The organism is Olegusella sp., from assembly GCF_057238325.1.
Genome location: NZ_DBHHGF010000003.1, coordinates 94,342 through 119,034, shown reverse-complemented (window position 1 = coordinate 119,034; position 24,693 = coordinate 94,342). Strand labels below are relative to the sequence as shown.

Annotated in this window: 21 protein-coding genes; 10 read left to right on the top strand and 11 right to left on the bottom strand. The window is 46.4% G+C overall.

Going from position 1 to position 24,693, the window contains the following annotated elements; genetic code table 11:
- The first annotated feature begins 114 nt into the window (after positions 1-114).
- The 4 genes from ACO5JD_RS03990 to ACO5JD_RS03975 all read left to right on the top strand — a co-directional run bounded on the left by ACO5JD_RS03990 (position 115) and on the right by ACO5JD_RS03975 (position 5,320).
- Positions 115-1,755, top strand: a complete 1,641-nt coding sequence (locus ACO5JD_RS03990; RefSeq protein ID WP_484987786.1) for a histidine kinase N-terminal 7TM domain-containing protein — start codon at positions 115-117, stop codon at positions 1,753-1,755.
- Positions 1,755-2,768, top strand: a complete 1,014-nt coding sequence (locus tag ACO5JD_RS03985) for a hypothetical protein (RefSeq protein WP_484987784.1) — start codon at positions 1,755-1,757, stop codon at positions 2,766-2,768. The genes ACO5JD_RS03990 and ACO5JD_RS03985 overlap by 1 nt, the downstream gene beginning before the upstream one ends.
- Positions 2,761-3,384 (top strand): response regulator transcription factor, encoded by a 624-nt coding sequence (locus ACO5JD_RS03980; RefSeq protein WP_021625106.1) that lies wholly within the window; start codon positions 2,761-2,763, stop codon positions 3,382-3,384. The genes ACO5JD_RS03985 and ACO5JD_RS03980 overlap by 8 nt, the downstream gene beginning before the upstream one ends.
- A 175-nt stretch (positions 3,385-3,559) precedes the next feature.
- Entirely contained in the window at positions 3,560-5,320 is a 1,761-nt protein-coding gene (locus tag ACO5JD_RS03975) for a vWA domain-containing protein (RefSeq protein WP_021625105.1), read from the top strand.
- A 77-nt stretch (positions 5,321-5,397) separates the two neighbouring features.
- Here ACO5JD_RS03975 and ACO5JD_RS03970 read toward each other — a convergent pair whose 3' ends face one another.
- From ACO5JD_RS03970 to ACO5JD_RS03925, 10 genes are all read right to left on the bottom strand, one after another.
- Complete coding sequence (locus ACO5JD_RS03970) at positions 5,398-6,864, bottom strand: ABC transporter ATP-binding protein (protein ID WP_484987782.1); 1,467 nt, start codon at positions 6,862-6,864, stop codon at positions 5,398-5,400.
- Complete coding sequence (locus ACO5JD_RS03965) at positions 6,861-7,589, bottom strand: energy-coupling factor transporter transmembrane component T (RefSeq protein ID WP_484987780.1); 729 nt, start codon at positions 7,587-7,589, stop codon at positions 6,861-6,863. Before ACO5JD_RS03965 ends, ACO5JD_RS03970 begins: the two co-directional genes overlap by 4 nt.
- A complete protein-coding gene (locus ACO5JD_RS03960; protein ID WP_484987778.1) occupies positions 7,589-8,209 on the bottom strand; it encodes an MptD family putative ECF transporter S component in 621 nt (206 codons plus the stop codon). The genes ACO5JD_RS03965 and ACO5JD_RS03960 overlap by 1 nt, the downstream gene beginning before the upstream one ends.
- A 456-nt stretch (positions 8,210-8,665) precedes the next feature.
- Positions 8,666-10,936 carry a formate C-acetyltransferase gene (gene pflB, locus ACO5JD_RS03955; protein ID WP_484987776.1) on the bottom strand — a complete coding sequence of 757 codons (2,271 nt, stop codon included), beginning with the start codon at positions 10,934-10,936 and terminating at the stop codon, positions 8,666-8,668.
- A gap of 12 nt (positions 10,937-10,948) precedes the next feature.
- Positions 10,949-11,701 carry a pyruvate formate-lyase-activating protein gene (gene pflA / locus ACO5JD_RS03950; protein WP_484987774.1) on the bottom strand — a complete coding sequence of 251 codons (753 nt, stop codon included), beginning with the start codon at positions 11,699-11,701 and terminating at the stop codon, positions 10,949-10,951.
- A 272-nt stretch (positions 11,702-11,973) separates the two neighbouring features.
- Positions 11,974-12,708, bottom strand: a complete 735-nt coding sequence (locus ACO5JD_RS03945; protein ID WP_484987772.1) for a Crp/Fnr family transcriptional regulator — start codon at positions 12,706-12,708, stop codon at positions 11,974-11,976.
- A gap of 39 nt (positions 12,709-12,747) precedes the next feature.
- Entirely contained in the window at positions 12,748-13,332 is a 585-nt protein-coding gene (locus ACO5JD_RS03940; RefSeq protein WP_484987770.1) for a methylated-DNA--[protein]-cysteine S-methyltransferase, read from the bottom strand.
- 56 nt (positions 13,333-13,388) lie between these two features.
- Complete coding sequence (locus tag ACO5JD_RS03935) at positions 13,389-14,465, bottom strand: YdcF family protein (protein ID WP_484987768.1); 1,077 nt, start codon at positions 14,463-14,465, stop codon at positions 13,389-13,391.
- Between the two features lie 848 nt (positions 14,466-15,313).
- Complete coding sequence (locus ACO5JD_RS03930) at positions 15,314-15,805, bottom strand: hypothetical protein (RefSeq protein ID WP_484987766.1); 492 nt, start codon at positions 15,803-15,805, stop codon at positions 15,314-15,316.
- A 37-nt stretch (positions 15,806-15,842) separates the two neighbouring features.
- Positions 15,843-16,325, bottom strand: a complete 483-nt coding sequence (locus ACO5JD_RS03925; RefSeq protein ID WP_484987764.1) for a LytTR family DNA-binding domain-containing protein — start codon at positions 16,323-16,325, stop codon at positions 15,843-15,845.
- 359 nt (positions 16,326-16,684) lie between these two features.
- Between ACO5JD_RS03925 and ACO5JD_RS03920 the strand changes: the two genes are divergently transcribed.
- Complete coding sequence (locus ACO5JD_RS03920; RefSeq protein WP_484987762.1) at positions 16,685-17,551, top strand: DUF4230 domain-containing protein; 867 nt, start codon at positions 16,685-16,687, stop codon at positions 17,549-17,551.
- A 109-nt stretch (positions 17,552-17,660) separates the two neighbouring features.
- A complete protein-coding gene (locus ACO5JD_RS03915) occupies positions 17,661-18,128 on the top strand; it encodes a DUF4230 domain-containing protein (RefSeq protein WP_484987760.1) in 468 nt (155 codons plus the stop codon).
- A gap of 516 nt (positions 18,129-18,644) precedes the next feature.
- On the opposite strand, the gene ACO5JD_RS03910 is transcribed toward ACO5JD_RS03915, so the two are convergent.
- A complete protein-coding gene (locus ACO5JD_RS03910; protein WP_484987758.1) occupies positions 18,645-20,552 on the bottom strand; it encodes a BglG family transcription antiterminator in 1,908 nt (635 codons plus the stop codon).
- 326 nt (positions 20,553-20,878) lie between these two features.
- On the opposite strand from ACO5JD_RS03910, the gene ACO5JD_RS03905 reads away from it, so the two are divergent.
- From ACO5JD_RS03905 to ACO5JD_RS03890, 4 genes are all read left to right on the top strand, one after another.
- The gene (locus tag ACO5JD_RS03905; protein ID WP_484987756.1) at positions 20,879-21,883 is read left to right on the top strand and encodes a Gfo/Idh/MocA family protein; all 1,005 of its coding nucleotides are present in this window, start codon (positions 20,879-20,881) and stop codon (positions 21,881-21,883) included.
- Positions 21,884-21,996: 113 nt separating this feature from the next.
- Positions 21,997-23,403: a PTS transporter subunit EIIC gene (locus tag ACO5JD_RS03900; RefSeq protein ID WP_484987754.1), complete on the top strand. Its 1,407-nt coding sequence runs from the start codon at positions 21,997-21,999 to the stop codon at positions 23,401-23,403.
- A gap of 25 nt (positions 23,404-23,428) precedes the next feature.
- Complete coding sequence (locus ACO5JD_RS03895; protein WP_484987752.1) at positions 23,429-24,100, top strand: HAD family hydrolase; 672 nt, start codon at positions 23,429-23,431, stop codon at positions 24,098-24,100.
- A 5-nt stretch (positions 24,101-24,105) separates the two neighbouring features.
- Positions 24,106-24,561, top strand: coding sequence for a PTS sugar transporter subunit IIA (locus ACO5JD_RS03890; protein ID WP_484987750.1), 456 nt, complete (start codon positions 24,106-24,108; stop codon positions 24,559-24,561).
- Positions 24,562-24,693: the final 132 nt, after the last annotated feature.

Here is a 24,693-nt window from a genome sequence, read left to right as displayed (position 1 = left end):
GGTCATTTGTTATCTCTACCGTGCCTGAGCTACCACTTGTTGCATAGAGCAGAATTACTCTTTTTTATCTGCGGTGCTCATTGCACAATAAATGACAAAGACGATGGGAGAGCGATGCAGACGGCGCTGAGAAAATTGCGGAGTTATCGTGCAACAGCGTTGCTTTTAGCTGCATTTTTTATCTGGTTTTTACTACGGAAATTTTTGGGCAGTTGGTTAGGACCCTTTGTATCTTCACCAGGACTTATATATGGCTTCTACTTGATTTTCGTGCTTTTGGGTTGGAGCTTTTTTCGCGTGCGCAATATCGTTCAGCGATGGACACGCTATCTGCTATTAGGCATAGTCGCGCTGATGCTGCTTTGGATGATAATACGCATAATCAAATGGCACTATGTAGAAGACGCTACGCTCGTTCGCTACCTTTGGTATACCTACTATTTGCCTATTTGTTTAATACCAGCTCTCAGCGTGGTTTGTGCTGTCTCCATTAACAAGCCTATGGCTTGGCATCCCACTTGGCAACATGTAGTACTTCTTGTCATTGGAGTACTACTCGCGTTTGGTGTGTTTTCTAATGACGTACATCAACTGATGTTTTGCTTTTCAGATTCTGCCTTTTGGGATAGATACGGCTATACGTATGGTCCTCTTCGCTATATCGTTATAGCATTTATTATTGCGTGTGCCATTGGAACCATAGTTATCATTATTCGTCGCAGTCATGTTCCCTATAGTCGAAATTGGCTGGTAATGCCACTGATTCCGCTTGTTGTGGGCATTATGTATGGGGTTTTATATCCGCTGCTTGAGCACCCAGATATGACTGGCTTTTATTGTCTGCTTGTGATGTTTGAGTATGAGAGTTTGATGTCAGCGGGGCTTATTCGTACTAACAGTAATTATCAAGAGCTATTTGAAGCATCTTCGCTCCAGGCAGCTTTGCTTGACGAGCAGGGTCAGGTGTTAGTGGCTTCTAAAAATGCGTCCACTCATTGGGAGCAGAGCGCTTCCATCGGCAAATCAGTGCACTGTATCTCCGTGTCAGGAGGCAGTTTTTGTTGGGTTGAAGATAACAGTCTGGAATATCAAGCCCGCCACCAGTTAGAAGAGCAGAGCACAGAGCTAATGGAAAATGCAGAGCTAGCGCAGGCTCGTGTTGATATCAAACGCAGACGAGCAGAGCTTGATGTGCGTGCAAAGCTTTTTAGCCGTATTGAACATGACCTTGCGGATAAATTTGCCCTGATTCACCACTTAGTTGATGAAGGAGAGGCGCTTGTAGACAAGCGTTCCGAACTCCTAGCACAGCTCTGTGTGGTGGGTTGTTACATCAAGCGTCGTTGCAATCTTGTCATCATCGAAAGTCAGCATCCTATGGCAAGTACCAGCGAGCTTTTCTGGTGTCTGCGAGAATCATGCGATCATCTGAGCGAAGCAGGTAGAAGTGCTACGGTGTTGAACTCAGGTGAGGCAGAGGCCTCCTTGCAAAATCTCGAGGTAGCATATGACTTTTTTGAAGAGCTTGTCGAATGGGTCTATCCGACACTCTCAGCTTTGTTGGTAAATCTTTCAGTAGAAGTGGATTATTTGCTGTTAAATCTACAGCTGGAATGTGCCGAGGATGCTTTTGCCGCGGAAGGTATTTTGCGCACACGCAGGCGAGCAGAGCGTCTGGGTGCAAAGGTACAAACCCAACTTGATGGGCACTCTTGGTGCGTTGAGCTTGCAATGCCACTGGGGAGGTGTTCGTAATGTCTATCTTATCCCCACTGACAATTAGGACATCCGCAACTGCGATAAAAGAAGGCATCGATACGATGCCTAGCGGTGTAGTCTTCGCCCAAAATAACGGGTTAATCATCCTTGTTAATGTGTGTATGGATGAGCTTTGCCATGAGTTTTTTGGTGCTCCGCTTGATAACGCAAAGCTTTTTTGGGAGATGTTGCTAGCGGGAGAATTTTCTGGAGATGCCCAGCTGGCGAAACTCTATGCCGAGGATGTTATCGTGGAGTTGCGAGGACAATATTGGCGTCTACATCGAGCCCATATTCCCTATCGTGGCGAGGAGGCCATAGAAATTACTGCGTATAAGGTTACCGAACTTATACTGCTCAATCGTGAGCTCGAAAAGAAAAACGTCTTGCTTGCAAAGCGTGGACAGCAGCTCCATGCCTATGCGCAGGATGTTGAATCCTTGATGGTGGAACGCGAGCTCCTTGACCGTAAGGCTGCGGTGCATGATGAGTTGGGGCGGTTGCTGGCAGAGACCCATGCACTACTGCGCAATGAATGCTCCAATGTAGCGGTCGTTGAAGGCATTTGGAATCGCTGGCGGCTTAGTGCGGAGCTTGTTCTGTCTGAAAAGGGAAAAGAAACGCCTGAAGAAACCGACCTTTTGCAGCAGTTACGCGATACCGCTCAATCGGTAGGTATAAAGCTGCAGACATGGGGAGAATTGCCACAGCAAGGTGAAGCGGCAAGTCTACTGTTGGCAGCGGGGGCGGAGGCGCTGACGAACCTCATGCGACATGCACATGGTGACGAACTTTTTATTGAGGGAAAACGCCTTACCAGCGGCTGGTCTTGTGAACTTACTAATAATGGTGTGGTGCCAGAGGGGCCTATTGTTGAAGGTGGTGGACTTACGGCGTTGCGCAAAAAAATAGAATCTGCGGGTGGTGCAATGCAGATTGAAGTGTGGCCTCAGTTTAAGTTGCTGGTGTTGTTGCTACAAGGAGACGAAAGCGAGGCGGATAATGCATAAGGTACTGATAGTAGAAGACGACCCCATCGCTGCGCGCCTCTTTGAGCTTATTGTGCAGGAATCGAAGGAGTGCGAGCTTGCAGGAACACTTGCTAGTGCGGCACTTGCTGAGGCGTGGTGTCTAGGGCATTCCGTGGATTTAGTGCTGATGGATGTTGTGACGGCAGGTCGTGCGAGTGGACTCGAGGCAGCATCAAAGCTCAAGAGAAGCATGCCTCAAATAAAGGTTCTGGTGGTAACCTCCCAACCCGAAGTGGATTTTATTGCGCGGGCAAAAAGCGCTGGTGTGGATGGATTTTGGTACAAGACTGCAAGTGATATATCGCTTGTCGAGCTTATACATCGCACAATGTCAGGCGAGCGAGTTTTTCCTACTTCTGCACCTGAGGTGCAGCTGGGTGATGCGTTGGTGAGTGACTTTACGCCGCTGGAAGTTCGTATCCTTCGCGAGCTGACAACAGGCGCAACCAATGCCAAGATTGCATCGCGTCTAGGCTTATCTGACCGCACTGTGGGTAACAACATTCAAAGTATGTTAAGCAAAACAGGTTTTGCTACGCGAACAATGCTGGCTGTTGCTGCAGTTGATTCTGGCGCTGTTATTAGTGGAGTATAAAGTTTAGCGCTGCGTTGCAAATTACCTTTCACAATGCGCTTTTGTGGTTCTATACCGAAAAAAACAATGCGCTTACTGAAGCTTTGGGCTGCAGGTAAAAGAAAAACAAGTATTCTTATAGAAGTCCTAAATCTAGCTTAAATGTAGTAAGTTAAATGTAGTAAGGAGGAATCAAATGCACATTCGTAGGAGTGCAAGACATGGCTTTGTAAGCAAAACACTCCGCAATGTCACTGCTGCAGCGTTGACTGTAGCCATGTCGTTGTCGATGTTTGGTATTAAGCCTGTCGTATCGCAAGCGAAAGAATTAGATACTACTTGGAATATTGAGAAGTCCAAGACCGCCAAGTGGCTTGAAGAGGGTAAGACAGCTCAGATTGACCTTCAGGTGCCCAGTTCCGAGGCTCAGCTTTCCTCTGATATCGTATTTGTAGTAGATAACTCTAGCTGCAAAGACGATGCAATTAATGGCGCTCTTGATACCCTCGACAAATTGGTGACTGAGGTCAAGGGTGCTGAGCAGGTTAAGGTTGGTGTTGTTTCATTCAAGGGCGATGGCAAGGTAGAAAAAGATTTATCTGCCCTGAATGCAGGAAGTCTTGATGCTTTTAAGGCTGCTATTCAGAATGGATACACGGGCAGCATCAAGAGCGGTACCAATATGCATGACGGTCTGCTTAAGGCCAAGGATATGCTTGATAGCGATAGCGCAACCCCCGCCAATCGTAAATATATGATTTTGGTAAGTGACGGTTTGACCCGTCTCTTTACTGGCAGTGATGGCAAAGTAAAGGATATTTACTATCAGTACACTTATTCCGATCCGAATTCGAAAAAGCCCGCCAGTGATTGTGATCTGAGAAGTTTTGTCTATTTTGGAATGATTGATGAGTGGAGGCAAACGCGCACTCCTGATAGTTCTGACTACACCATGCCTTTTGGTAGCTGGAATGCCTATTACACTCAACTTCAAGAGTGGGTTGCAGCTGATGGCGATACCTACGCACGAGATTTTGAAAAGTATGGTAATGACGCAACTACTAAAGTAAAAGACCCTGCTACGGGCGCTATTATCGATACTAATTTTGCTTTTATTGAGCATGGATCCCAGGCAAAGCATGCAATGGCTGTTGACCGTGCGGTATATGAAGCCTACAACACATATCAGCAAATGGTTGCGGAAGGTTATCACTGCTTTGCTGTGCGTACGGGCAGTGACTCTGATTTCTCCAAGAAGTTTATGGACGAACTTAACAAGGGCAAGACGGACATAGGCTTCGGTGAGATTGCTAATAATATCTTGTATGCCTGCGGTCCCGAGACCAAGATTACCGACTCGATGGGTAAAGGCGATAACTACAACTTTGACTTCCAGGCTGGTAGTGCTGTTCTGACCGTGGGCGATACTCAGTTGACCGCAAACAAGAAGAGTGAGAATACTTGGGAGTTTGTTGATCCTGATACCACAAAGCTTCGCTACACCCTGACCTATGATGTTGCGTCTGATTCAATCACCCTGACAAGCCATGAGAACATCTCCAACTTTGCGCCAGTGCATCTGACCTACAAGGTTGATTTGAAACAAGCTCCTACTCAGCCAGGCAACTACACTCTGGCTACTAATACGCGTGCGACTTTGGTTCCCACTGATTCTGCTGGTGTTGTTGGTACTGCCGAAGACTTCGAAGTGCCGACGCTGCCTTTTGCGGTTGCAGCTCCTACGCCTGATCCCGAACCCGAGCCCAAACCGCAGCCTAAGCCTACGCCTAAGCCTGCTCCCAAACCTCAGACAAAGACTAAGGTAAAGAAGATCAAGAGGAAGGTGCTGCCTCAGACTGGTGACGATACAAGCATATTGCCTATCGCCAGTTCTATTGCAGGTGTTGCTGTAGTTGCGGTGGCTCTGAGTATGAAGGTCCGCAAGACCGATAACTAATATCTGATATGCAATAAAAAGATTTTCAGATAAAAGAGGTGCTGGCTTTGCAGGCAGCACCTCTTTTATCTCTCGATCTAGTGAGAGGGTTTGCTTGCCAACTCGTAGTTATGAGTGCAGCAGCTGGAAATGAATTCATTGTCGTGGGTGATAACAAGCACTGCTTGTCCTTTGTGGGCAGCGTAGCTAAGAGTTTCAGCAAGGCGTGTCATATTGTAAGAGTCAAGACCGCTTGTAGGTTCGTCGAGTATCAGCACTTGTCTGCGTGCAACAAGGCCACAGGCAATAGATAGTCGCTGCTTTTGTCCACCTGAAAGTGTTGCAGGGTAGTGGTCTTTTAGCTTCCAGAGTCCAAGCTCATGCAAGACGCGTTGTGCGAACCTCTCATTTTTCTCATTGGGAGGAACGAGCAGCATGACTTCCTCGGCAACGCTGGTGGTAAAGAATTCCGCCCGCGTATCATTGGGGCTAAACCATACGCTATGACGTAATTGCTGGGTTGAAAGCCGTTTGCCATTGATGAGAATTTGCGAGCTTTTTGATTTAAGAAGACCCGCGATAATGCGTGCGAGAGTAGTCTTGCCAGCTCCATTTATGCCTGTAAGAGCAACAATCTGTCCTTGATCGACAGTAAAAGACACATCTGAAAATATCTGGTGGTGGTCAAATGCCATCATTGCCTGACGCACTTCTAGGGTAGGTGTCGCATGTGTGTTCGTGGGGATGAGCTGAGGCAACGGAAGTTCAGGGCGGACTATTTTTCGCGGTGCTCGCAGACCCATGGCGCGGCGCTCATCGTCGCTCAACATAAGCATTTGCTTGCGTGTAAGTTCTGCTTGGATGCGGCCGTCGCGCACGTAGAAAAAGCGGTCAGCAACATTCATCAAGTAAGCAATACGATGTTCGGCAATAACAAGGGTGTGCCCGCTGGCTTTGAGCTGAGCAAGAGTTTTGCCCAAGGCCCAGCCCGTACTCTCGTCAAGGTTGGAGGAAGGTTCGTCCATTGCGAGCAGTGCGGGGTGGGGAGCCATAACCGAAGCGATAGCAAGCTTTTGTTTTTGTCCGCTTGAAAGTGCATCATTTGGGGTGTTGCGCAAATCATCGAGTTTAAAAGTAGAAATAGCTTGATCGGTATTACGTACGACTTGATTGTGGTTGTAGCCAAGATTTTCACAGGTAAAAGCTATTTCTCCAGCAAGTTGACTCGAAAAGAATTGTGCCGCTGGATCCTGAAACACGCTACCGACGGTCTCGGCGCGCCTCCATTGCGGAATCTTCTGCGCAATATTGCCGTTGATGATAATTTCTCCGCTAGTTTTGCCTGCATAGTAGCCGCCAGCTAGACCATTTATCAAGCGAATCAAGGTGGTTTTACCACTGCCCGAAGCGCCGCAAAGTACAACACACTCTCCAGCCTGGATGCTAAGCGATACATCATGCAGTGTTTCTTCTGCAGCTCTATAGGCAAATGAAACATTGCGCAAATCAACAATGGGAGTGGAACTGTTGTTGGTAGCAGTACTACTTGTCCACGTCTCCCTCATGCGAATACCCCACTCAAAATAATTGCGGATGTGGCGAGGGTGATAAAGATCCCCATACAGCTATAATCCGCGAAATTAAGTGCATGCTCGTAATAGCTTGTACGCTCCATAGGGGCTTCTGCTGCTCGTGTGACTGCCGATGATGCCAGCTGATCGGCGCTGTTGACCAAGGCCAACAGCGATGGTACCAGCATATATTCATAGGTTTCGTAGGGATGTTTGAGGATAAAGTTTAGGTCCAATAAGCCGCGCTTGCGCATGGAATCACGCAATGCTTGGCGGTTTGTTCTAAAGGTGGGAAAGAAACGCAGCATAACTAGAGTTCCCAAGATGATTGAACGGGGACAATGAATGCGTGTGAGTGCTGCACTGATGAGTCCTGGTGGTGAACTTACCAATGCAAACGCTGCAATAACTACTGAGTAACTTCTGAATGCGGAAGCAATATGCATGGGTGAAAAAATGGGTGGGCGAATTCCAAAGTAGGTAAATGCCACATAAATGCCTACGATGGGGAAATACCATCCGCCAAACGCCTTTGCCATTTTTTCTTGTCCGCAGAAAGCTAGAAATACTATCGTTGCCATACTGAGTACACCTGATGCGATGTCATGTAGGTGAAAAGATGTCGCTATGGCCAGCACGACAAGTACGGTAAATTTGCTGCCAACGGCAAATCGCATCTTTATATTGGGGATGGCTAGGGTCATTGCTTGTACAGGCATTAGAGCACGTTTGCTTTTTCAAAGTGTTTGTGGGCAAGTTTTTGACCAATGAGTGAGCCTAAAAAGTCCAGAGCCATAGTGAGTACCGCGATACCCGCAACCAAGACAGGATTGCTGAAATAGCGTAGGAACACATCAATATATTCCTGGCTCATACCATTGGTATTTTTGAGACTTTCAATGTAAGCCTGCAGATTGAGAAAGAAGGGAAGAAGTGTTGAGAGCAGGTAAAGGCCACTAAAGGTGGTCCAAGCTGCGGTGATATACCAAACGTTTTGGCGCATGGCTTCACTGCGGAAAAATATCAGATCAAGTGCAATACCACCAATGATATAAAAGGGAATCATAAAGGCGAAGTTGCCTATTGTGCAAAAAAGCAGAGATGCCAGCGTAGTAAAGACGGTCATAACGCCACAGCGGTTAACGCGCAGCACCATAAGCATAAAGGCGGGGGCTGCAGGAAGCACGGCAAAACCACCTGAGGCAATCATTGCAAAGTCGTAGTTAAGCATCGTAATAGAGGACCCCGCAAACATCAGCAAAATGGTGAACACTGTCATCAACACCGCGGTCACAATTTCGCGGACACTCCACTTCTGAAAGATTTTTTCCTGCCGCATCGTTTTGTTCCCTTCAATGCGCATTCTGCTACTAGATGTTTATATCAAAAAGTAAGTATAGACTAACTTTATATAAATATTAAAAGACGCTTTCCAGCACATGCAAGTTTCGCTATTTGGAGCACAGATGGGATACAAACCACAGATACAAACCGCAAATGGTTCAAGCTTCGGGGTGAGCAAGCACAAAAGGGCAGGTCACATTTTTCTATAGTCCGAGAAATGAACCATCTTTCGGAATAAACCACCTAGCGAAACGAACCATCTATCAAAATACGAGCAGCCATGCATTTTGCCCTATGTACCCAAAACAAACCGCCACAGCCCAATTGGTTGTGACGGTTTGTTAGGTCTTCAAGACAAACCCACGATGGCCAATGGCACAATCCGTTGGCTGGCAAATAGTAGCCCGCACCCCAGCATCTCTAGCTGGAGATTTCCTCCATTAGAGTGGTGTTACATCTGATCGTGGCAGGTACGAGCAATAACATCAAGTTGCTGCTCGCGCGTGAGGTCGATGAATTTCACAGCATAGCCAGAGACGCGAATGGTGAAGTTTGCGTACTCAGGTTTTTCGGGATGTTCCATTGCATCCTTGAGCTTGTCAGTATCAAAAACATTCACATTGAGATGATGTGCGCCTGCAGCAAAGTAGCCATCCATCACACTCACCAAGTTTGCCTTACGCTGCTCAGGGTCATTGCCCAGTGCGCTGGGGCTGATAGTTTGAGTGTTAGAGATGCCATCAAGGGCGTACTCATAGGGGAGCTTTGCTACGGAATTTAGTGAGGCAAGCAGACCGTTCTGCTCGGCACCATATGCGGGGTTGGCACCAGGGGCAAATGGCGTGTAGGGCTTGCGACCGTCAGGCATGCCAGCCGTTGCCTTGCCATATACCACGTTAGAGGTAATGGTAAGAATAGAGGTGGTTGGCTCAGAATCACGATAGGTGTGATGCTTTTTGATTTTGGTCATGAATGCCTTAAGCAGCCATACAGCGATATCGTCTGCACGGTCATCATCGTTGCCGTAACGCGGGAAATCACCTTCGGTCTCAAAGTCGTAGACAATGCCATTTTCATCGCGAAGGCACTTGACCTTGGCATATTTGATTGCCGAAATCGAGTCGACAACGTGCGAGAAGCCCGCAATGCCTGTGGCAAACGTACGGCGAACGTTGGTATCGATAAGTGCCATCTCGGCAGCTTCGTAATAGTACTTATCGTGCATGTATTGGATGAGGTTCAGAATATTGACATAGATGTCAGCAAGCCAATCCATCATGAGATCAAACTTGTGCATGACCTCATCGTAGTCCAAGTATTCAGACGTAATAGGAGCAAACTCAGGGCCAACCTGCATATTGCGTCCCTGCTTGTCCTTAAACTTAGCATCGACACCGCCGTTAATAGCGTAGAGCAGGCACTTAGCCAGATTTGCGCGGGCGCCAAAGAACTGCATTTCTTTGCCAGTTTCGGTAGCGGACACGCAGCAGCAGATGCTGTAGTCATCGCCCCAGACAGGACGCATGATGTCATCGTTTTCGTACTGAACCGATGAGGTATTGATAGAAATCTTAGCAGCGTAATTACGGAAACTCTTGGGAAGATTCTTTGAGTAGAGAACCGTAAGGTTGGGCTCGGGTGCAGGCCCCATATTCTCAAGTGTATGCAGGAAACGGTAGTCGTTCTTGGTCACCATGTGACGACCATCCATGCCAAGACCGGCCATTTCAAGCGTTGCCCATACGGGGTCACCCGAGAAGAGCTCGTTGTAAGAGGGGATGCGGGCAAACTTGACCATGCGGAACTTGAGCACCATGTGGTCGACAAGTTCCTGGGCTTCAGATTCACTCAGCGTCCCTGCGGCAAGGTCACGCTCGAGATAGATATCGAGGAAGGTGGAAATACGACCAACAGACATGGCCGCGCCGTTTTGGGTCTTGATAGCAGCAAGGTAGCCAAAGTAAAGCCACTGGAAGGCTTCATGCGCATTGGTAGCAGGAGCAGAGATGTCATAGCCGTAGATCTTGGCCATTTCTTTCATACCCTTAAGGGCACGAATCTGCTCGGCGATTTCCTCGCGCAGGCGGATGACATCGTCAGTCATGGTGCGATCGCCGCAATTAGCGAGGTCTTCCTGCTTTTTGGCGATGAGGAAGTCGATGCCATATAGTGCAACACGACGATAGTCGCCAACAATGCGGCCACGACCATAGGTATCTGGCAAGCCGGTTACGATATGAGAGTGACGTGCGGCACGCATCTCGGGGGTATAAGCATCAAAGACGGCTTGGTTATGAGTCTTGTGGTACTCATTGAAAATCTGATCGTATTTATCGTTTACGTGATAGCCATAGGTTTCGGCTGCCTGCTGGGCCATCTTGATGCCGCCGTAAGGCATAAAAGCGCGCTTGAGAGGCTTGTCAGTCTGAAGGCCGACAATGCGCTCCAAGTCTTTCATATCAGCGTCGATGTAGCCGGGACCATATGCGGTGAGACCAGAGACAATCTCGGTTTCGCAATCAAGCACGCCGCCATTTGCGCGTTCCTGAGCCTGAAGTTCCTGCACCTTGCCCCAGAGCTTGTCGGTTGCCTCAGTGGGACCTACGAGGAATGACTCGTCACCCTCATAAGGGGTGTAGTTTTTCTGGATGAAGTCTCGCACATTGATGTCTTCAGTCCAGTGGCCTCCTGTGAAGCCGCTCCATTCGTCACGAAGTTGCATTTCTATGCCTCCTTAGCATTTATGCTTTGCATCGCATTCATCTGTTCCAAGAAGAATGCGCTCTGCGTTAGCCACGCGTTCTGCAGTTGGCGGCTTGGTATCTCCCAAGGTATATGGGATTCCAAGTTTGTCCCACTTAAAGGTACCGAGACTGTGATAAGGCAATACCTCAATACGCTTGACATTATTTAATGTCTTGATAAAGGCTCGTGTTTGCTTGAGGTAGTCGTCATCATCTGTGATGCCGGGAACGAGCACGTGTCGTATCCAGACGGGCTGGTTGATAGAGGAGAGGTAGCGCAGTGCATCAAGGATGCTTTCGTTGCTCTTGCCCGTAAGGGCTTTGTGCTCAACAGGGTCGATATGCTTGATATCTGCGAGAACGAGGTCAGTGACCTGCATGAGGTTTTGGAATTTTTCAAAATAAGGCTCATTTCGTGAAAAAGGCGCAAGTGACGTATCAAGGCAGGTGTTAATGCCGCGATTATGTGCTTTGGAAAAGAGTTCAAGCAGAAAATCAATTTGCAGAAGCGCTTCGCCTCCGCTTACCGTGATACCGCCCTCTTCTCCCCAGTAGCTACGATAGCGTTCGGCCTGATCTAGCAGCCCATCAGCACTTCTTAGCTCACCTTTGTCGAGCGCCCATGTATCGACATTGTGACAGTAACGACAACGCATTGAGCAGCCTTGGAGAAAAATAAGATAACGCACCCCAGGACCGTCGGCCGAACCGAACGACTCTGTCGAGTGAACCCTTCCCAGCATCTGTTACATCTCCCCGCAGCAATTCCTCACGTTGTACAACGCCAATCTAAAGCGGGGGAGAGGCGCGTTCTATGATTAGAATCAAGTTGTGGGAAATCCACGACTCCATCACGGATGTGATTCTTTTCATTCAGCAACCTTTTTGAGTTGCGGGGCGTTGGATTTGAGTTGCATGGTTCAGGTTTGTTGGATCAAAGTTTTTCTGCGCGTATCCATCTGTCTGCAACAGGTATCTTCGTATACCTGGCGACTCCCCATGCCCAATTGTCTAGTTAGTTGCTTCCAACTGCTACGTCGTGTAAAGCAGAACGATCGAGCAACAAGAGTCTTCCTTGTCCAACTCTACGCAACATACCTTTGCGTTCAAAGGTACTTAGAGTGCGTGAAACCGTCTCGGGTCGTAGTCCAACAGAGCCCGCAATATCTTGTAACTTAAGACGAATTTCAGGGCCGACGCATCGCTCATCTCGATACAGCAGATACTCTGCAAGCCTACGCTGGGGGTCACGTATACCCAGCATCATAATTTTTTCTTCGGCTTCAAAAAGTTCTGCGCCAAGCATATGTACAAGTCCTATGGCTACCCTAGGATTGTTTTTGATGAGCGCCTCAAAATGAGGGCGGCGAATGACATACAGATCAACATCGGTAAGACATCCTACGGAGTAGTGATAGGTCTGCTCTTCCATAAATACGCCATGCCAAATTGCCTGCCCATCATGGAGAACATCCAATACATATTCCTGGCCATCACTGTCGGTACGAAATGTTTTGATGCGACCCGAGCGAACAATAATAATGGAATTAATGGGATCGCCTTCATGTACCAAGATGGATCCTTTTGGCCGTAATGCATGTATTGCTCCTGAGATAAGATCTTCTTTGGCATCATCAGGCAGTCCAGCAAACAAATGGATAGAATTCATAAAGGTGCGGTCTGCATCCTTTGGACTGGCATTATTTTCCTTTGGGTTGCTGTGGGTGCTTTCGTGGTAGCTTTCTGCCATGTTATCCCTGCTTTTATTTATATTTTGATGCATACTGCGTCACATTACTCCAATAGTCCTTTGTTCAAAGGCAAGAAGTTTTTGTTTGCGCTGAAGACCGCCCGCATAACCTGTAAGGCTACCATTTGCACCTATAACGCGGTGACACGGAATAATAATTGAAATAGGATTGCGTGCGACTGCCGAGCCAACGGCTCTAGGCGATACGCGTCGCCCGTCATTTCGCTGGTTTTCTATCTGACGTGCAAGCGTGCCGTAAGTGGTATGCATGCCATAAGGGATTTGAGCTAGCTGTGCCCATACTTCCTCCTGAAAAGCTGTCCCATGAAGAGAAAAAGGAGGGAGGGCAGTAGGTATTTCACCTGCAAAGTAAGCGTCAAGCCATTTGCAGGTAAGTAAGATAGACTGCGAACTCTGGAGACTTGCGTTTCTTTTGATGTCGCCGTGGGGCAAATCCACCGTTGAAATGCCTAGACGTATAGCGAGCTTTTCTTCGAAATGCGCTTGGTTTTCAAACCATGCCCCACAAAGTCCTTCTGTGTTGGCAGCAAGGGAAATTTTGCCCAAAGGGGACGAGTAGGTGGCAAAATAGACGGGGAACATCTTTTTCTCCAACTCAATCATCCTTATACCTCCATTTTATGGATGTAACCTCTTGGGAAATAATGCACTGATACACGCTACGAGACCAACTGTATGATAAATACAAAAAGCTCCAGACCTAAAACAATAGCCAGTGGTTTTGCGAGTTGGGCTTTTTGAGATACAAGAAATGCGACAAACTCGCGTACCATTGCATTGATGTAGAAGTACAGGCGTGTGCGTGAACCGCGTCCATCGCACATAAAGCCATTGTTGTGCGCGAGAAGCAGTGCGCGAAATACGTGGTAGTCATCTGACACGATTAACACATGTGGGTTGACGTTGGGGTTGGTGCCGCCTTTAGCGTTGATGATGTCAAAGGAAAACTGAATATTTTGTAGCGTGTTGACCGAGCGGTTTTCTTCCATAATTGCTGTTTTGGGAATACCTTGTTCGATTGCATATTCGCTCATCGCCTGCGCCTCGGGGACAAGTTCATCTGCGCCTTGTCCACCTGACATGATAAGTGTGCTATCGGGGTTTTTGTGCCAAGCCTTGATGCCCGTTTCTACGCGCTTGGCAAGCAAAGGAGTCACCTTTCGACCTTCGCTGAGTCCTGCTCCCAATACAACAATGTAGTCGTAGTGCTTGCGATGTAGAGGAATAAGATTGAGCCAGCTTGCTACTACGTAGAGCAAAAAGAGAATGGAAATAAAGGCTACCGCTGTGGAGAACAGTGTGTATGCAATCCCAAAGATGGTGAGAAGAGTACTGTTGTTAGTTTGAGGTTGAAAGAGTCCCCATGCCAGAGGATAAAACAGAGCAAGCAAGCCAGTACTTAGGGAAAGCAAGTTTCTCGGCTTGAGGCCTTCGTGGCGAATAAGAGTTATGCCTGTCACAATGGCAGAAATAATGAGTACAAAAGGGAAACTAATAATAACGAGCGCCATAATGGCAAGTATTACCAATCCGATGCGAACAAAAGGCGACTCAGTCCCCAGCTGTGTACTGATACCGCCAATAAAGAATACCAAGCAAAGAATAACTAACCCTAGTTCTGCGGCCAACCTTAGGACTCTGCGTTCGCGATGCCATTGTCTGACAAAAAGAAAGACGGAGATTGTCAGTGGGATGGTGGCAATCAGTGAAACGATGAGGTTCCAAGGCAAATTCACAGCGATCCCTTCTTTGTGTCGCGCTTGAAATGCTGGTTGGGATACAGCAAAACTAGGTATTCAAATGACTTTTTTCTAGTATAGAAAACTGCTGGGAGAATTATCCTACACAAATGTATACGTATCGCATCAAACTTCATGTGTGCTAGTTAAATTAATGAGCGTTAGCTAAAAGACCGAGTGCAGGTGGGATACAAACCGCAAATGGTTCAAGTTTCGAACACGACACCCACAGATGGTTCAAGTTTCGAAGTAAGCGAGCGTAAAAGCGCAGGTCAGATTTTCTCGAAGTTCGAAAAATGAACCATCTAGGAAAGAAGAAGCCGAAAGATGAACCATCTATCGAAACTTATTTAAATTATGGCTTTTGGCAAGCGCGTGACTCGTTGCTCATGCTCCCACTTTAAAAAGGGTTCCTAATTCATCACCCGCTGTCGAAAAGGGTTCCTAAAGCATCACAGGTGAAAAAATTACCTGCACATTTGTAGCCCCAAAAGAGAATTAGGAACCCTTTTCGTTGCCTGCTGATGAATCGTGAACCCTTTTTGGACGAGATGATGCTTTAGGAAGCTTTTTGGGGTGGGATGAACTAGGAACCCTTTTCGCGTGGGGATGGCTAACGCTTTGATAAGCAGGACTGTACTGCTTGAAAGAATACGTGACGTTTGGTAAGCGCAACGATGTCATTTGAAATGATATATGGCTTTTGACACGCAGAGCATTACAGAGGCAAGTCGATAGCATGCTACCCATCAGCTCGGCGCACCAAAAAGGGCTGCATTACTTTTGATACAGCCCCTTTGTGGGAACTTTGATTGATGGTTACTTGTTTTGATTTGGATTGCTGGTTACTTGTTTTGTTGTTTGCGGTAGGCAGCGAGACGTTCGCTGTAGCTGGCGCCTTGACGGCGAAATGCAAAGGTAAAACCAGCGGTAATAATGGCAAGAATGAGCAGGTAGGAAACCGTAAAACCAATCCATGCATTAGGGTTTTTTGCGGGAAACCACGCGCCTATTGCAGCACAAAATGCAAGAACTACAAAGTAGCTGAGACCAAAACCAGCAATTCTCATGGGGTAGTTTGGCTTGATGAGCAGTGCATAGCTAAACCAAAATTGCTGTAACAATCCCCCCAAAAGACTCGCTACGATAAAAGAACAGCACATAGCTATCCCCTGATTCCATCTGCCTGCTACTGCGCAAAAAATGCAAGAGAGAAGTAGCAACACAACCGCAAATACGCTGCCGCTGAATATGCCGCGTACAACTATGGTTAATGATTTATGCTCGTATGCTTCGCCAAATATACTGGTAGAAAGCGTGCCATTTTCTGTTTTCATAGCTATCCTTTCTTAGAATACGGATATATGGTTGGACCTATAGCATGCTAAGTCGTCGCTTAATTTCGGATACGTAGCTGCGTGTGACGAGTACCTGCGTACCATCTTCTAGCTCAAGCATAAGACGGTGGTTGAATTCAGGTCGGATACGCACGACCTTGTCAAAATTGACAATAACTTGCTTTGATATACGAATGAATTCTGTATGCGCAAGTGACTCCGCTAGTTCGTAAAGGCGCTGAGAACTTTCGAACTCAATGCCATGAGTACAGTGAATCCAGCATTGATGAGCACGGATGTCAATGAATAGCACCTCGCTATATGGCAGCATGCGGCGTGTTATAGTGCCAGGTTCATATGCGATGAGCTTCCCATCGAGTGTTTTGAGCTTATCAACAATCCTCGTTGCGCGCGGGTCAGATGGCGCACTGGTTACGACTACCTTGATGTCGCACTGGCCCTCTTGTTGTATGTGCTGTATAAGCATCTCTTCTCCCATATCTTCGTGTAATGAAAGCATAAGGGAGGGGAGAGAAAATGTGCTTCTGGTTACGTTAACTTGCATAAGTTGAGAGCTGAGTTGCCCATAATAAGAAATGCTTGGGCATACAAATGCCACCCACAGAATTATGTTTGTCCTTGTTCAAATTAATCCAGCCCGCGTAATTTGCATTTCATATAATGAAGGCACTGCCCGGGTGAAGTTACTGGAAAAGGTTAGGAGGTCTGGCGTGGATGAAAGGGATCACGGCTCCTTGTATGAGAAGCCTCAGGAATCAATGGGTGCCAACTCAGAAGTAAATGATAAATTGGAAATTAGTCAGGGGGGGGGTCGTCTCTGAAGCATTAGATCCACTTGGCGAAGCCAAGGATGCAGACATGATTGAGGTCCCTGACACCCACCTTTCTGCTGAGGAGATTGAGCTTGCAAAGGCAAAAGCCGAGGCAGAGCTAGCTATTGCAAAAGCGAAGGCGCAGACAGCCATTACGGAAGCAGAAGCTCAGGCGCGCCTCGCAGAGGTTCAGGCAAAAGCAAAGGAAGCTTCTGTTAAAGCAGAATTAGAACTCAAAACAGCCAGACGCAAAGCTAAGGCTAAAGTTTCCGAAGAAAGATCAAAGCAACGAAAAAAGATAGCTGGGCGTATTTTTCGCTTCCTAGGAGTAAAGGGAGTGCTGATAATTCTTGCGGTTGCGGCCGTTATTTCAATCGGAGGATATGTTGGCTGGTCCTCAACGCGTCCTTCTGAAACTTTAACTTCTGCTCAAATTAGCAAGGTAGTAGCCATCAATGAACTTGCTGTGGTTGATTTTAACTACGAAGGTATTGCCATATACAAGGGTGATGGACATAAAAAAGATCCCTTGCACATTTACTATAAAGCACAGTTCAAGGCTAGTTTTAACCCTGGCGATATCACCTACGCTGTGGACGATAAGGCAAAGGTTGTTATTCCCACTTTGCCCGAGATGACCATATCTGATCCTAATGTGGATGATCGTATTGACTGTCTTGAGCGTGACGCACAAAACATCAACCAGGCATCGGTTCTAACAGCATGCAAAGAGGATGCCATTTCTGAAGTTAAGAAAAAAGCAGATATCAAAAGTCTAGCTACTGGTAATGCGCGCAAAGTTGTGGAAGGGCTTTCAATGAATCTTCTGGAATCCAAGGGCTATAAAATCGTATGGCCAGAAGATAAGCCAGAGAACACTAACGTGAGTGAGGATGATACAAATGCGGCGTAAAATCATTCCTTTTCTTACGGCGTTGTGTCTCTGTGGTTGCCTTTTTTCTATGTGTGGCTGTAAGCAAAATAAAGGGGCAAAAGAGCCTGACTTCTCCAATGCGCGCGCAGTGGCGGAACTGGCGACATACAAGGTATATACGCACAATGTTGCTCGTCATACCTCAAAAGTTCTTTTCCTCGACCGGAGGTCGTGGTTCGAATATGATGCGATTGTGACTTACGGAATCGACGCAAATAAGCTTGAAATCGGGCATCCGCATAAAGTTGGCACACGTATGGTTGTTACAGTGAAAATGCCGCAACCTCAGGTTTTTGGCCGGCCCGACTTGCAGGAGGAAACCATTCAGCTAGTTGCGGAAAACAAGCCAATAGCTTTCTTGCCAGATCTTTCGATTAGCGAAAAAAATAAAGCAATCAGCAATGCGCAAGATGACCTCGAGAAGGCAGCAAAAGCGGATACAGTCATGCTAAAACAGGCACGGAGTCGCGCAGAAGACCTTATAACTGGCTACGTTCAAAATGTTGGCAAGGCGATTGGTGAGGATTATAAGGTTGAATTTGAGGATGTAGAGTAAAGATAGGTTGTCGCAGCAAAAGGGGTGTGGTCCGTTAAGGGTCGCATCCTTTTTGACCCCTATTCGCTCTGAGAGTCGAAATGCGCCATTTAGGGCTAGAATTGGATTAAATATTTATACCCAGAATGTCGACCCACATCATCTACCTGCAGATTTGTTCACCTCGCAAGGTGTGGCAAAACACGGGGAAATACCTGCCTTCCAAAACAAGCCTTCTACCAGTGAAAATACTGCGATACAAAAACGGGGCAATGGCGCAAATCGGCTCTCAGAGCGAATAGGGGTCAAAACTGTTGGTTTTCCTCCTCATAGGAGTAGGTGTGTAGATTGTCGTAATTGTTTTAAGCCAAACTATCGGTCTCTATGGGCGGCAGAAAAGTTCTTTGGTAAGTCCAATTTTACAAACCTATAACGACTTTTATAGGTATTTGTCCAATTTATAAGTATTCGCCCAAGACCAGACTGATTGGATATTTTACTTGGATAAAAGTTGCTCGTATTAGTGTATTTATCAGCTTACGTCTTATGTGCCTCACACATAAGATCGATAAACTCATCAAATGTGGAAGCATTTATTAGTCGCTGTTCGAGGGTGTGGTCGTAGGCAATCTGAACAAGAGTGTCGTAGAGCACCGTGGTTGCCTCTGTGTTTTCAGAAAGTCCCAAAAGGAAAATAATTTGTGCAGTATGATCAGATGACCATGCAATAGGATGTTCCAATACCGCAATGCCCACTTTATTGGATGTAAGATTGGCCTCCATAGGGTGGGGTAGCGCAATAACATCATCCATGGATGTGGGGATGCGTTGTTCTCGCTCAAAGACAGAAGCCTTGAAATCATCATTGACATAACCGCATGCCTGCATGGCTATACAAAGACTCTCGATAACAGCATCTTTATCCTGTGTGTCTAGGTGAAGAAAGACGCGTGTGTCGAAGAAAGATCGAAGGATGCTTTCTTGCTTTTGACATGAGATGAGCGCCTCAGTAATGCGTTCAATGCTGGCGGCATCAAGAGCTATCGTAACTAATACCCAAGGAGTGACAATAGGAGTGTGTAGCACTATCGTACTTACAATGAGATCAACAGGAAGGGTATCTACTTGTGCAGCTTCATTACTTGGACGTATAACATCTACCTGAAGTTTTCCCTTAAAACGAGAGGATAGCTCTGATGCAATAAAAGCACCCTCTGCATATTTTCCACCATACAGAACAGCTATATGCAGTGGTTCGGATGCTACTTCTTTCTCAATGCGCTCAAGTGCTGCGCCAATGTGGAGTGCAACATAGCCAATTTCATCTTCCGATAGTACAAAAGGCAAATCAGAAAGGGCGTTAGCAATACTTGTACATGCAATTTCGTAGGCAAGTACGTAGCGTTTTTTAATGGTTGCAAGTAAAGGGTTCTGCTCGTTATGTGCATAGCGGCTAGAGGAGATCATCTGACAAAGATGATTCTCAAGGTCTTTGTGCAATCTTTCATCCTGCTCTAGATCAAAGTGATAGGACTGTTTGACATTTTTAATGATGCGTTGCGTTATCAGCTGGGCATAGCGTCGATCAGATGATGAGGTAAAGGGAAATCCAGCGGTTCGCGCAATGCGAGAAATAGCAAAGAGGCGATCTTGGGTTTTTAGGGTAATCCCTGTTGCTCTATCAAGAAACGAAAAAAGTTCGGTGAAGTTATCGGTTGGTTCTGAAACAAAAGTATCTGGCTCAAGGGTAAACCCCTCTTTTACACGGCGATAGCATATTGCCACATCAGTTGAAAGAAGGCCTAGCGTTAAATCGTCAAGGTGAACATCGAGACTCGTGTAATAGGTTTGCAGTGTTGAGGTAATGTTCATAACAATATCGGGATCAAGAGCACGTCCGCGAATGCCATCAAACGACAGTGCTTCTCGCCCATTTGAGGGTGCAAGAAGTTCGTATAAGCAGGAGCGAATGGATGTCTCAGAACCTGTTACAGCATATCCGAGGTTATGACGTGCTTTGAGTTCCAATCCGTGTTGGGTAAGGCACTTGCGTACATGGCGTATATAGCTGGCAATGGTTGTTGTGCTTACACAAATTTGTTCGGCTAGAGCATGTTTGGATACATAACCGTGACTCATGAGGAGAACAACCGTAAGCCAGACGGTTCTATCTTCAATAGTCTCAAGCGGAATGAGAGGGTCTTTGCGCAAATCCTCTTGCAATCGTTTAAGCTGCTCAGGAGAAATTCGAAGTACATATCCTTGACCATGAGCAGTTTCAATTTTTGCATCATATATTTTGAGCTCACGGCAAATACGAGCTACGTCTGAACGCAGTGTACGCGTTGATACTTTAAGCTGTGCGGCTAACTCTTTTGGTGCAGCATGAAGTCCGTGTTCAACAAGAAGAGCAATCAGTTGTCTATGTCGTTTGAGCTGAAGCACTGATTTCACCTCCCCGCCGCGTCAGTAAGCTTTTTACTATATGTGTAGTGAGTCAAAATTGAAGGAGTACGCATATGCGGCATATGTATCTTCATCTTATATTGATGCACCATAAGCCTTCATAGAATTTGTTGAGAGGTTTGCCACTGGTAGTGGAAAAAGAATTACTAATTACAGAGGATACAATTTCCGTATACACTGGCATTTCTTGCACGCACCTCGTGTGTATTTTGTCCATACACTTCAACAATAAAAAGGTTGGGCAAGATATGCAAAGAACTCTTGTATAACCCCAGCCTTCAAAAATAAACGGCAAGGAGGAGATTATGAGTTCAGTGAATGTCGGTGTTGTTGGTGTTGGTCAAATGGGCACGCTTCATGCTCAGATTTATCAGCGTCTCCCACAGGCAAATCTTGTAGCACTCTGTGAGTATAATGACACACGCCGTGAACAGCTAAAAGAGGAGTTTTCTGGCGTACGTCTTTACAAGGACTATAAAGAAATGCTTGCCTCGCCTGATATTGATGCAGTAAGTATTGTATTGCCTGATAATATGCACCGCGAAGCAGTAGAAATAGCTGTTGCTAATGAGAAACATATTCTTCTTGAGAAGCCCTTGTCCAAGGAGCTTAAAGATGGTCTCGCGATGTACGAAATCTTGAAGGACTATGACAAGGTTTTTACTACGGGGTTCCTGCTTCGCTTTGATCCACGCTTCTCTATGATTAAGAATCGTCTTGAGCAGGGAGAGCTGGGCGATATTGTTCATGCGTACGTGCGTCGTAATAGTCCTATCATTGGGCCTCGCCGTTATATTGGCCATTCTGACCTCAGTATGCACGTTATGATTCATGATATTGACTATCTAAACTGGTGGGTTGGCTGCAAGCCTGTGAAGGTATATGCAAAAGCACGGAGCGTCAGGCTTAAAGAGTTCAACATGAACGACGTAATTTATGCGCTTGTTACCTATGAGAACGGTGTTGTGTGCTGCATGGAAGCTTGCTGGACTCTTCCCGAAAACTCACCAACCATTATTGATGATAAGGTTGAACTTGTGGGAACCAAGGGTGTTGCCTATGTGGACTCCTGTGACTATGGTGTGCGTTTTGTAAGCGAGAGCGGAAAGATTGAATACCCCGATTCTCGTCACTGGTATACCATCAACGGCGAAGCTCACGGAGATCTATCCGAGGAAGTTACCGCATTTATTGACAACATTGTCAATGGCACCAAATCCATTATCACAGCAGAAGAATCTCTTAATGATCTGCGCGTTATTGACGCTATTGAGCGCTCAATCGCTGCTGGTGTCGAGGTTGACCTCTAAGGCTACGTATATTCGTAATTAATTATATATAGATTGGGGTATCAATGGCGCAAGATATGACTCATGCTGGATGGCGTCTCCAAGCGCAGCGCTTTGGTGGCAAACTCAGCGCAATGGTTCTTCCCAATTTAGGTGCTTTTATGGGCTGGGGCATTATTACGGCTCTTGCCATCTGGCTCAACAATGATATGCTCCGTGGGTTCATAGCCCCGGTTCTCAATTATCTACTTCCTGTTTTGATTGGTTACTCGGGTGGCAAGCTCGTGTATGGCGAGAAGGGTGGTATTATTGGCGCATTTACCACCATGGGTGTTATTATCGGCGCAGATATTTCTATGCTTCTGGGTGCTATGATTATCGCCCCTATTGCTGCATGGCTTTTAAAGAAAGTTGATGCTGTTATTGAACCTCATACACCTGTAGGCTTTGAACTCTTGTTTGGCAATTTAACAGTGGCTGTTCTTGGTGCTCTTATCGCGGTAATTGCGTGCAACGTGCTTGCTCCAGCCATTTCTTCGCTTTCCGTCGTATTTTCCGCAGGCGTTGCTTTTTTGCAGGAAAATAGTCTACTTCCGCTCACGGCAATCTTTATTGAACCTGCCAAGGTACTATTTTTGAATAACGCCATCGGCCAGGGTATTCTGACTCCTTTGGGAGCAACTCAGCTTACTGAATACGGCAAATCCGTGCTGTTCTTGCTTGAATCTAATCCTGGCCCTGGTCTCGGTATTTTGCTTGCTTACTGTGTTTTTGGGCGCGGTAATGCAAAGGCTAATGCTTATGGTGCCGTTGTTATTGAGGCACTGGGCGGTATTCATGAAATTTACTTCCCCTTTATCCTTATGAAGCCCTCGCTTGTCATTGCTGCAATTGCTGGTGGTATTACAGGAACTACCATCTTTACACTCTTTAATGTGGGTCTGGTAGGCGTTTCTTCGCCAGGGAGTATCATCACCATCATGATTATGGCTGCGGGTACCGATCGTCTCTTCATCTTGCTGGGTATTTTTGCTGCTGCTGCGGTTTCGTTTGCTATTGCCTCTGTTATTCTCCGCGCTTCAAAGGAAACAGATATTGAAACTGAGAATGCTAATATGCGTGCTGCTGCATCTCAGATGGAAACACTGAAGGGCAAGCGCTCTCGTGTACATTCAGTGTTTGCAAACGGTGAAGAGGACGAAGTACAGGATGCCGATCAAACAGCACCAGAGCTTGATTTTGCGAAGATTAAAACCATTCTGTATGTCTGTGATGCTGGCTTAGGTTCCAGTGCTATGGGAGCCAATGTAGTTGCTCGTAAGCTCAAAGCAGTGGGTATCTCAGATATTTCGGTACCCCATGCTCGCGTTGTTGATCTGCCTCAAGAGGCTGATTTGATTATCACGCATGAGTCGCTAGCTCAGGTTGCTCAAGAGCATCAGCCGCAAACAACCGTGGTACAAATTACAGACTATCTTAATGCCCCTGAGTATGATGAAATTGTTAAGCAAATAGTAGAAGCTCGAAACGCTCAAAGATAATTATTCTAAGACGAGGAGAACTACTATGTTGCGCGCCCTTATCTTCGATTTTGATGGTGTGATTATTGATACCGAAAGTATTTGGTTTGACTTATATCGTACGTGGCTAGAGGATGAATACAACTACCAGCTTAAACTCGAAGACTACGTTGTATGTGTGGGCGCCAATACTGATGAGTTGTTTGAATTTTTGCGGAAGGAGGTTGCTCTGATAGAGGATCCCAAGTTTTTCGAAAAACGTGCTACTTCTCATTTTATGGAGCTATCAGACAATCTCCTTCCTTTGCCAGGTGTTATAGATACCATTCATCAGGCAAAGACTGCAGGTATTAAAATCGGCCTTTGTACGTCAGCTACCTGTAAAAAGCCAACCTACCATTTAAAGCGGCTGGGCTTGCTTCCCTTCTTCAATGTCTTAGCTACGGCGGAATTATTTGATCATATTAAGCCAGCACCAGACCCATATCTTGTTGCAGCACAAATGTTAAAGTGCCAACCTTCTGACTGTCTGGCTATTGAAGACGCAGAAAATGGATTTAAATCTGCCAAGGCAGCAGGTATGCCTTGCTTAGTAGTACCTAATAAAATTACTGCGCATGGTGAATTTTCTGGTGCATATAAGGTGTTATCCTCACTTGTAGACTTTAATCTTACAGATACGCAAAAACAGTTTGCTGCGGTTCAATTGGGATATTGAGAATCATGCTAGAGACTATTACCACATCAGACATTGAGATTGGCTTATCAGAGACCGATTGGTGCCGAGCGCTGAGGAGATCTTCTCGCTCGCTACTTGAAACAGGGAAGATTACTGCTGCTTATATTGACGCAATGATTGACTCGGTTAAACGTGTTGGGCCTTATATTGTGTTATGTAAACAGGTTGCTTTGGCTCATGCGCGACCCGATGGCAATGTCCGTGAACTAGCAGTGCATTTTTCAACCTTTACGCCAGGCGTAAAATTTGGTGTTGCTGAATATGATCCTGTTCGCCTTATCATTACTCTTGCGGCGGTGGACGATACCAGTCATCTTGATTTAATGGCAGAGCTTGCCAGTGTGCTTATGTATCCCGAGCATGTTGATGCGTTAATTGCAGCGCAAGATGCTCAAGAGTTTTTGTATTTGCTCAAGAAATTTGCTGCTGAGGATGTCTAACGCCTGATTTTCGGATTGAAACTTCATCAAGGCCCTTTGGATGATGCCATAACATCCAAGGAGCCTTTTCTTTGGCATTGAAGTTGAAAAAATGTATGGCCAGCAATTCCCTCTACACCTCCTTTGACCAAA

What these genes read in the sequence shown, in the direction of transcription:
- ACO5JD_RS03980 (WP_021625106.1), top strand. Translation starts at nt 2,761, where the DNA reads ATGCATAAGGTACTGATAGTAGAAGACGACCCCATCGCTGCGCGCCTC.
- pflB (WP_484987776.1), bottom strand. Translation starts at nt 10,936, where the DNA reads ATGCAACTTCGTGACGAATGGAGCGGCTTCACAGGAGGCCACTGGACT.
- ACO5JD_RS03985 (WP_484987784.1), top strand. Translation starts at nt 1,755, where the DNA reads ATGTCTATCTTATCCCCACTGACAATTAGGACATCCGCAACTGCGATA.
- pflA (WP_484987774.1), bottom strand. Translation starts at nt 11,701, where the DNA reads ATGCTGGGAAGGGTTCACTCGACAGAGTCGTTCGGTTCGGCCGACGGT.
- ACO5JD_RS03940 (WP_484987770.1), bottom strand. Translation starts at nt 13,332, where the DNA reads ATGATTGAGTTGGAGAAAAAGATGTTCCCCGTCTATTTTGCCACCTAC.
- ACO5JD_RS03895 (WP_484987752.1), top strand. Translation starts at nt 23,429, where the DNA reads ATGTTGCGCGCCCTTATCTTCGATTTTGATGGTGTGATTATTGATACC.
- ACO5JD_RS03970 (WP_484987782.1), bottom strand. Translation starts at nt 6,864, where the DNA reads ATGAGGGAGACGTGGACAAGTAGTACTGCTACCAACAACAGTTCCACT.
- ACO5JD_RS03945 (WP_484987772.1), bottom strand. Translation starts at nt 12,708, where the DNA reads ATGGCAGAAAGCTACCACGAAAGCACCCACAGCAACCCAAAGGAAAAT.
- ACO5JD_RS03930 (WP_484987766.1), bottom strand. Translation starts at nt 15,805, where the DNA reads ATGAAAACAGAAAATGGCACGCTTTCTACCAGTATATTTGGCGAAGCA.
- ACO5JD_RS03890 (WP_484987750.1), top strand. Translation starts at nt 24,106, where the DNA reads ATGCTAGAGACTATTACCACATCAGACATTGAGATTGGCTTATCAGAG.
- ACO5JD_RS03990 (WP_484987786.1), top strand. Translation starts at nt 115, where the DNA reads ATGCAGACGGCGCTGAGAAAATTGCGGAGTTATCGTGCAACAGCGTTG.
- ACO5JD_RS03900 (WP_484987754.1), top strand. Translation starts at nt 21,997, where the DNA reads ATGGTTCTTCCCAATTTAGGTGCTTTTATGGGCTGGGGCATTATTACG.
- ACO5JD_RS03975 (WP_021625105.1), top strand. Translation starts at nt 3,560, where the DNA reads ATGCACATTCGTAGGAGTGCAAGACATGGCTTTGTAAGCAAAACACTC.
- ACO5JD_RS03965 (WP_484987780.1), bottom strand. Translation starts at nt 7,589, where the DNA reads ATGCCTGTACAAGCAATGACCCTAGCCATCCCCAATATAAAGATGCGA.
- ACO5JD_RS03960 (WP_484987778.1), bottom strand. Translation starts at nt 8,209, where the DNA reads ATGCGGCAGGAAAAAATCTTTCAGAAGTGGAGTGTCCGCGAAATTGTG.
- ACO5JD_RS03925 (WP_484987764.1), bottom strand. Translation starts at nt 16,325, where the DNA reads ATGCTTTCATTACACGAAGATATGGGAGAAGAGATGCTTATACAGCAC.
- ACO5JD_RS03920 (WP_484987762.1), top strand. Translation starts at nt 16,685, where the DNA reads ATGATTGAGGTCCCTGACACCCACCTTTCTGCTGAGGAGATTGAGCTT.
- ACO5JD_RS03905 (WP_484987756.1), top strand. Translation starts at nt 20,879, where the DNA reads ATGAGTTCAGTGAATGTCGGTGTTGTTGGTGTTGGTCAAATGGGCACG.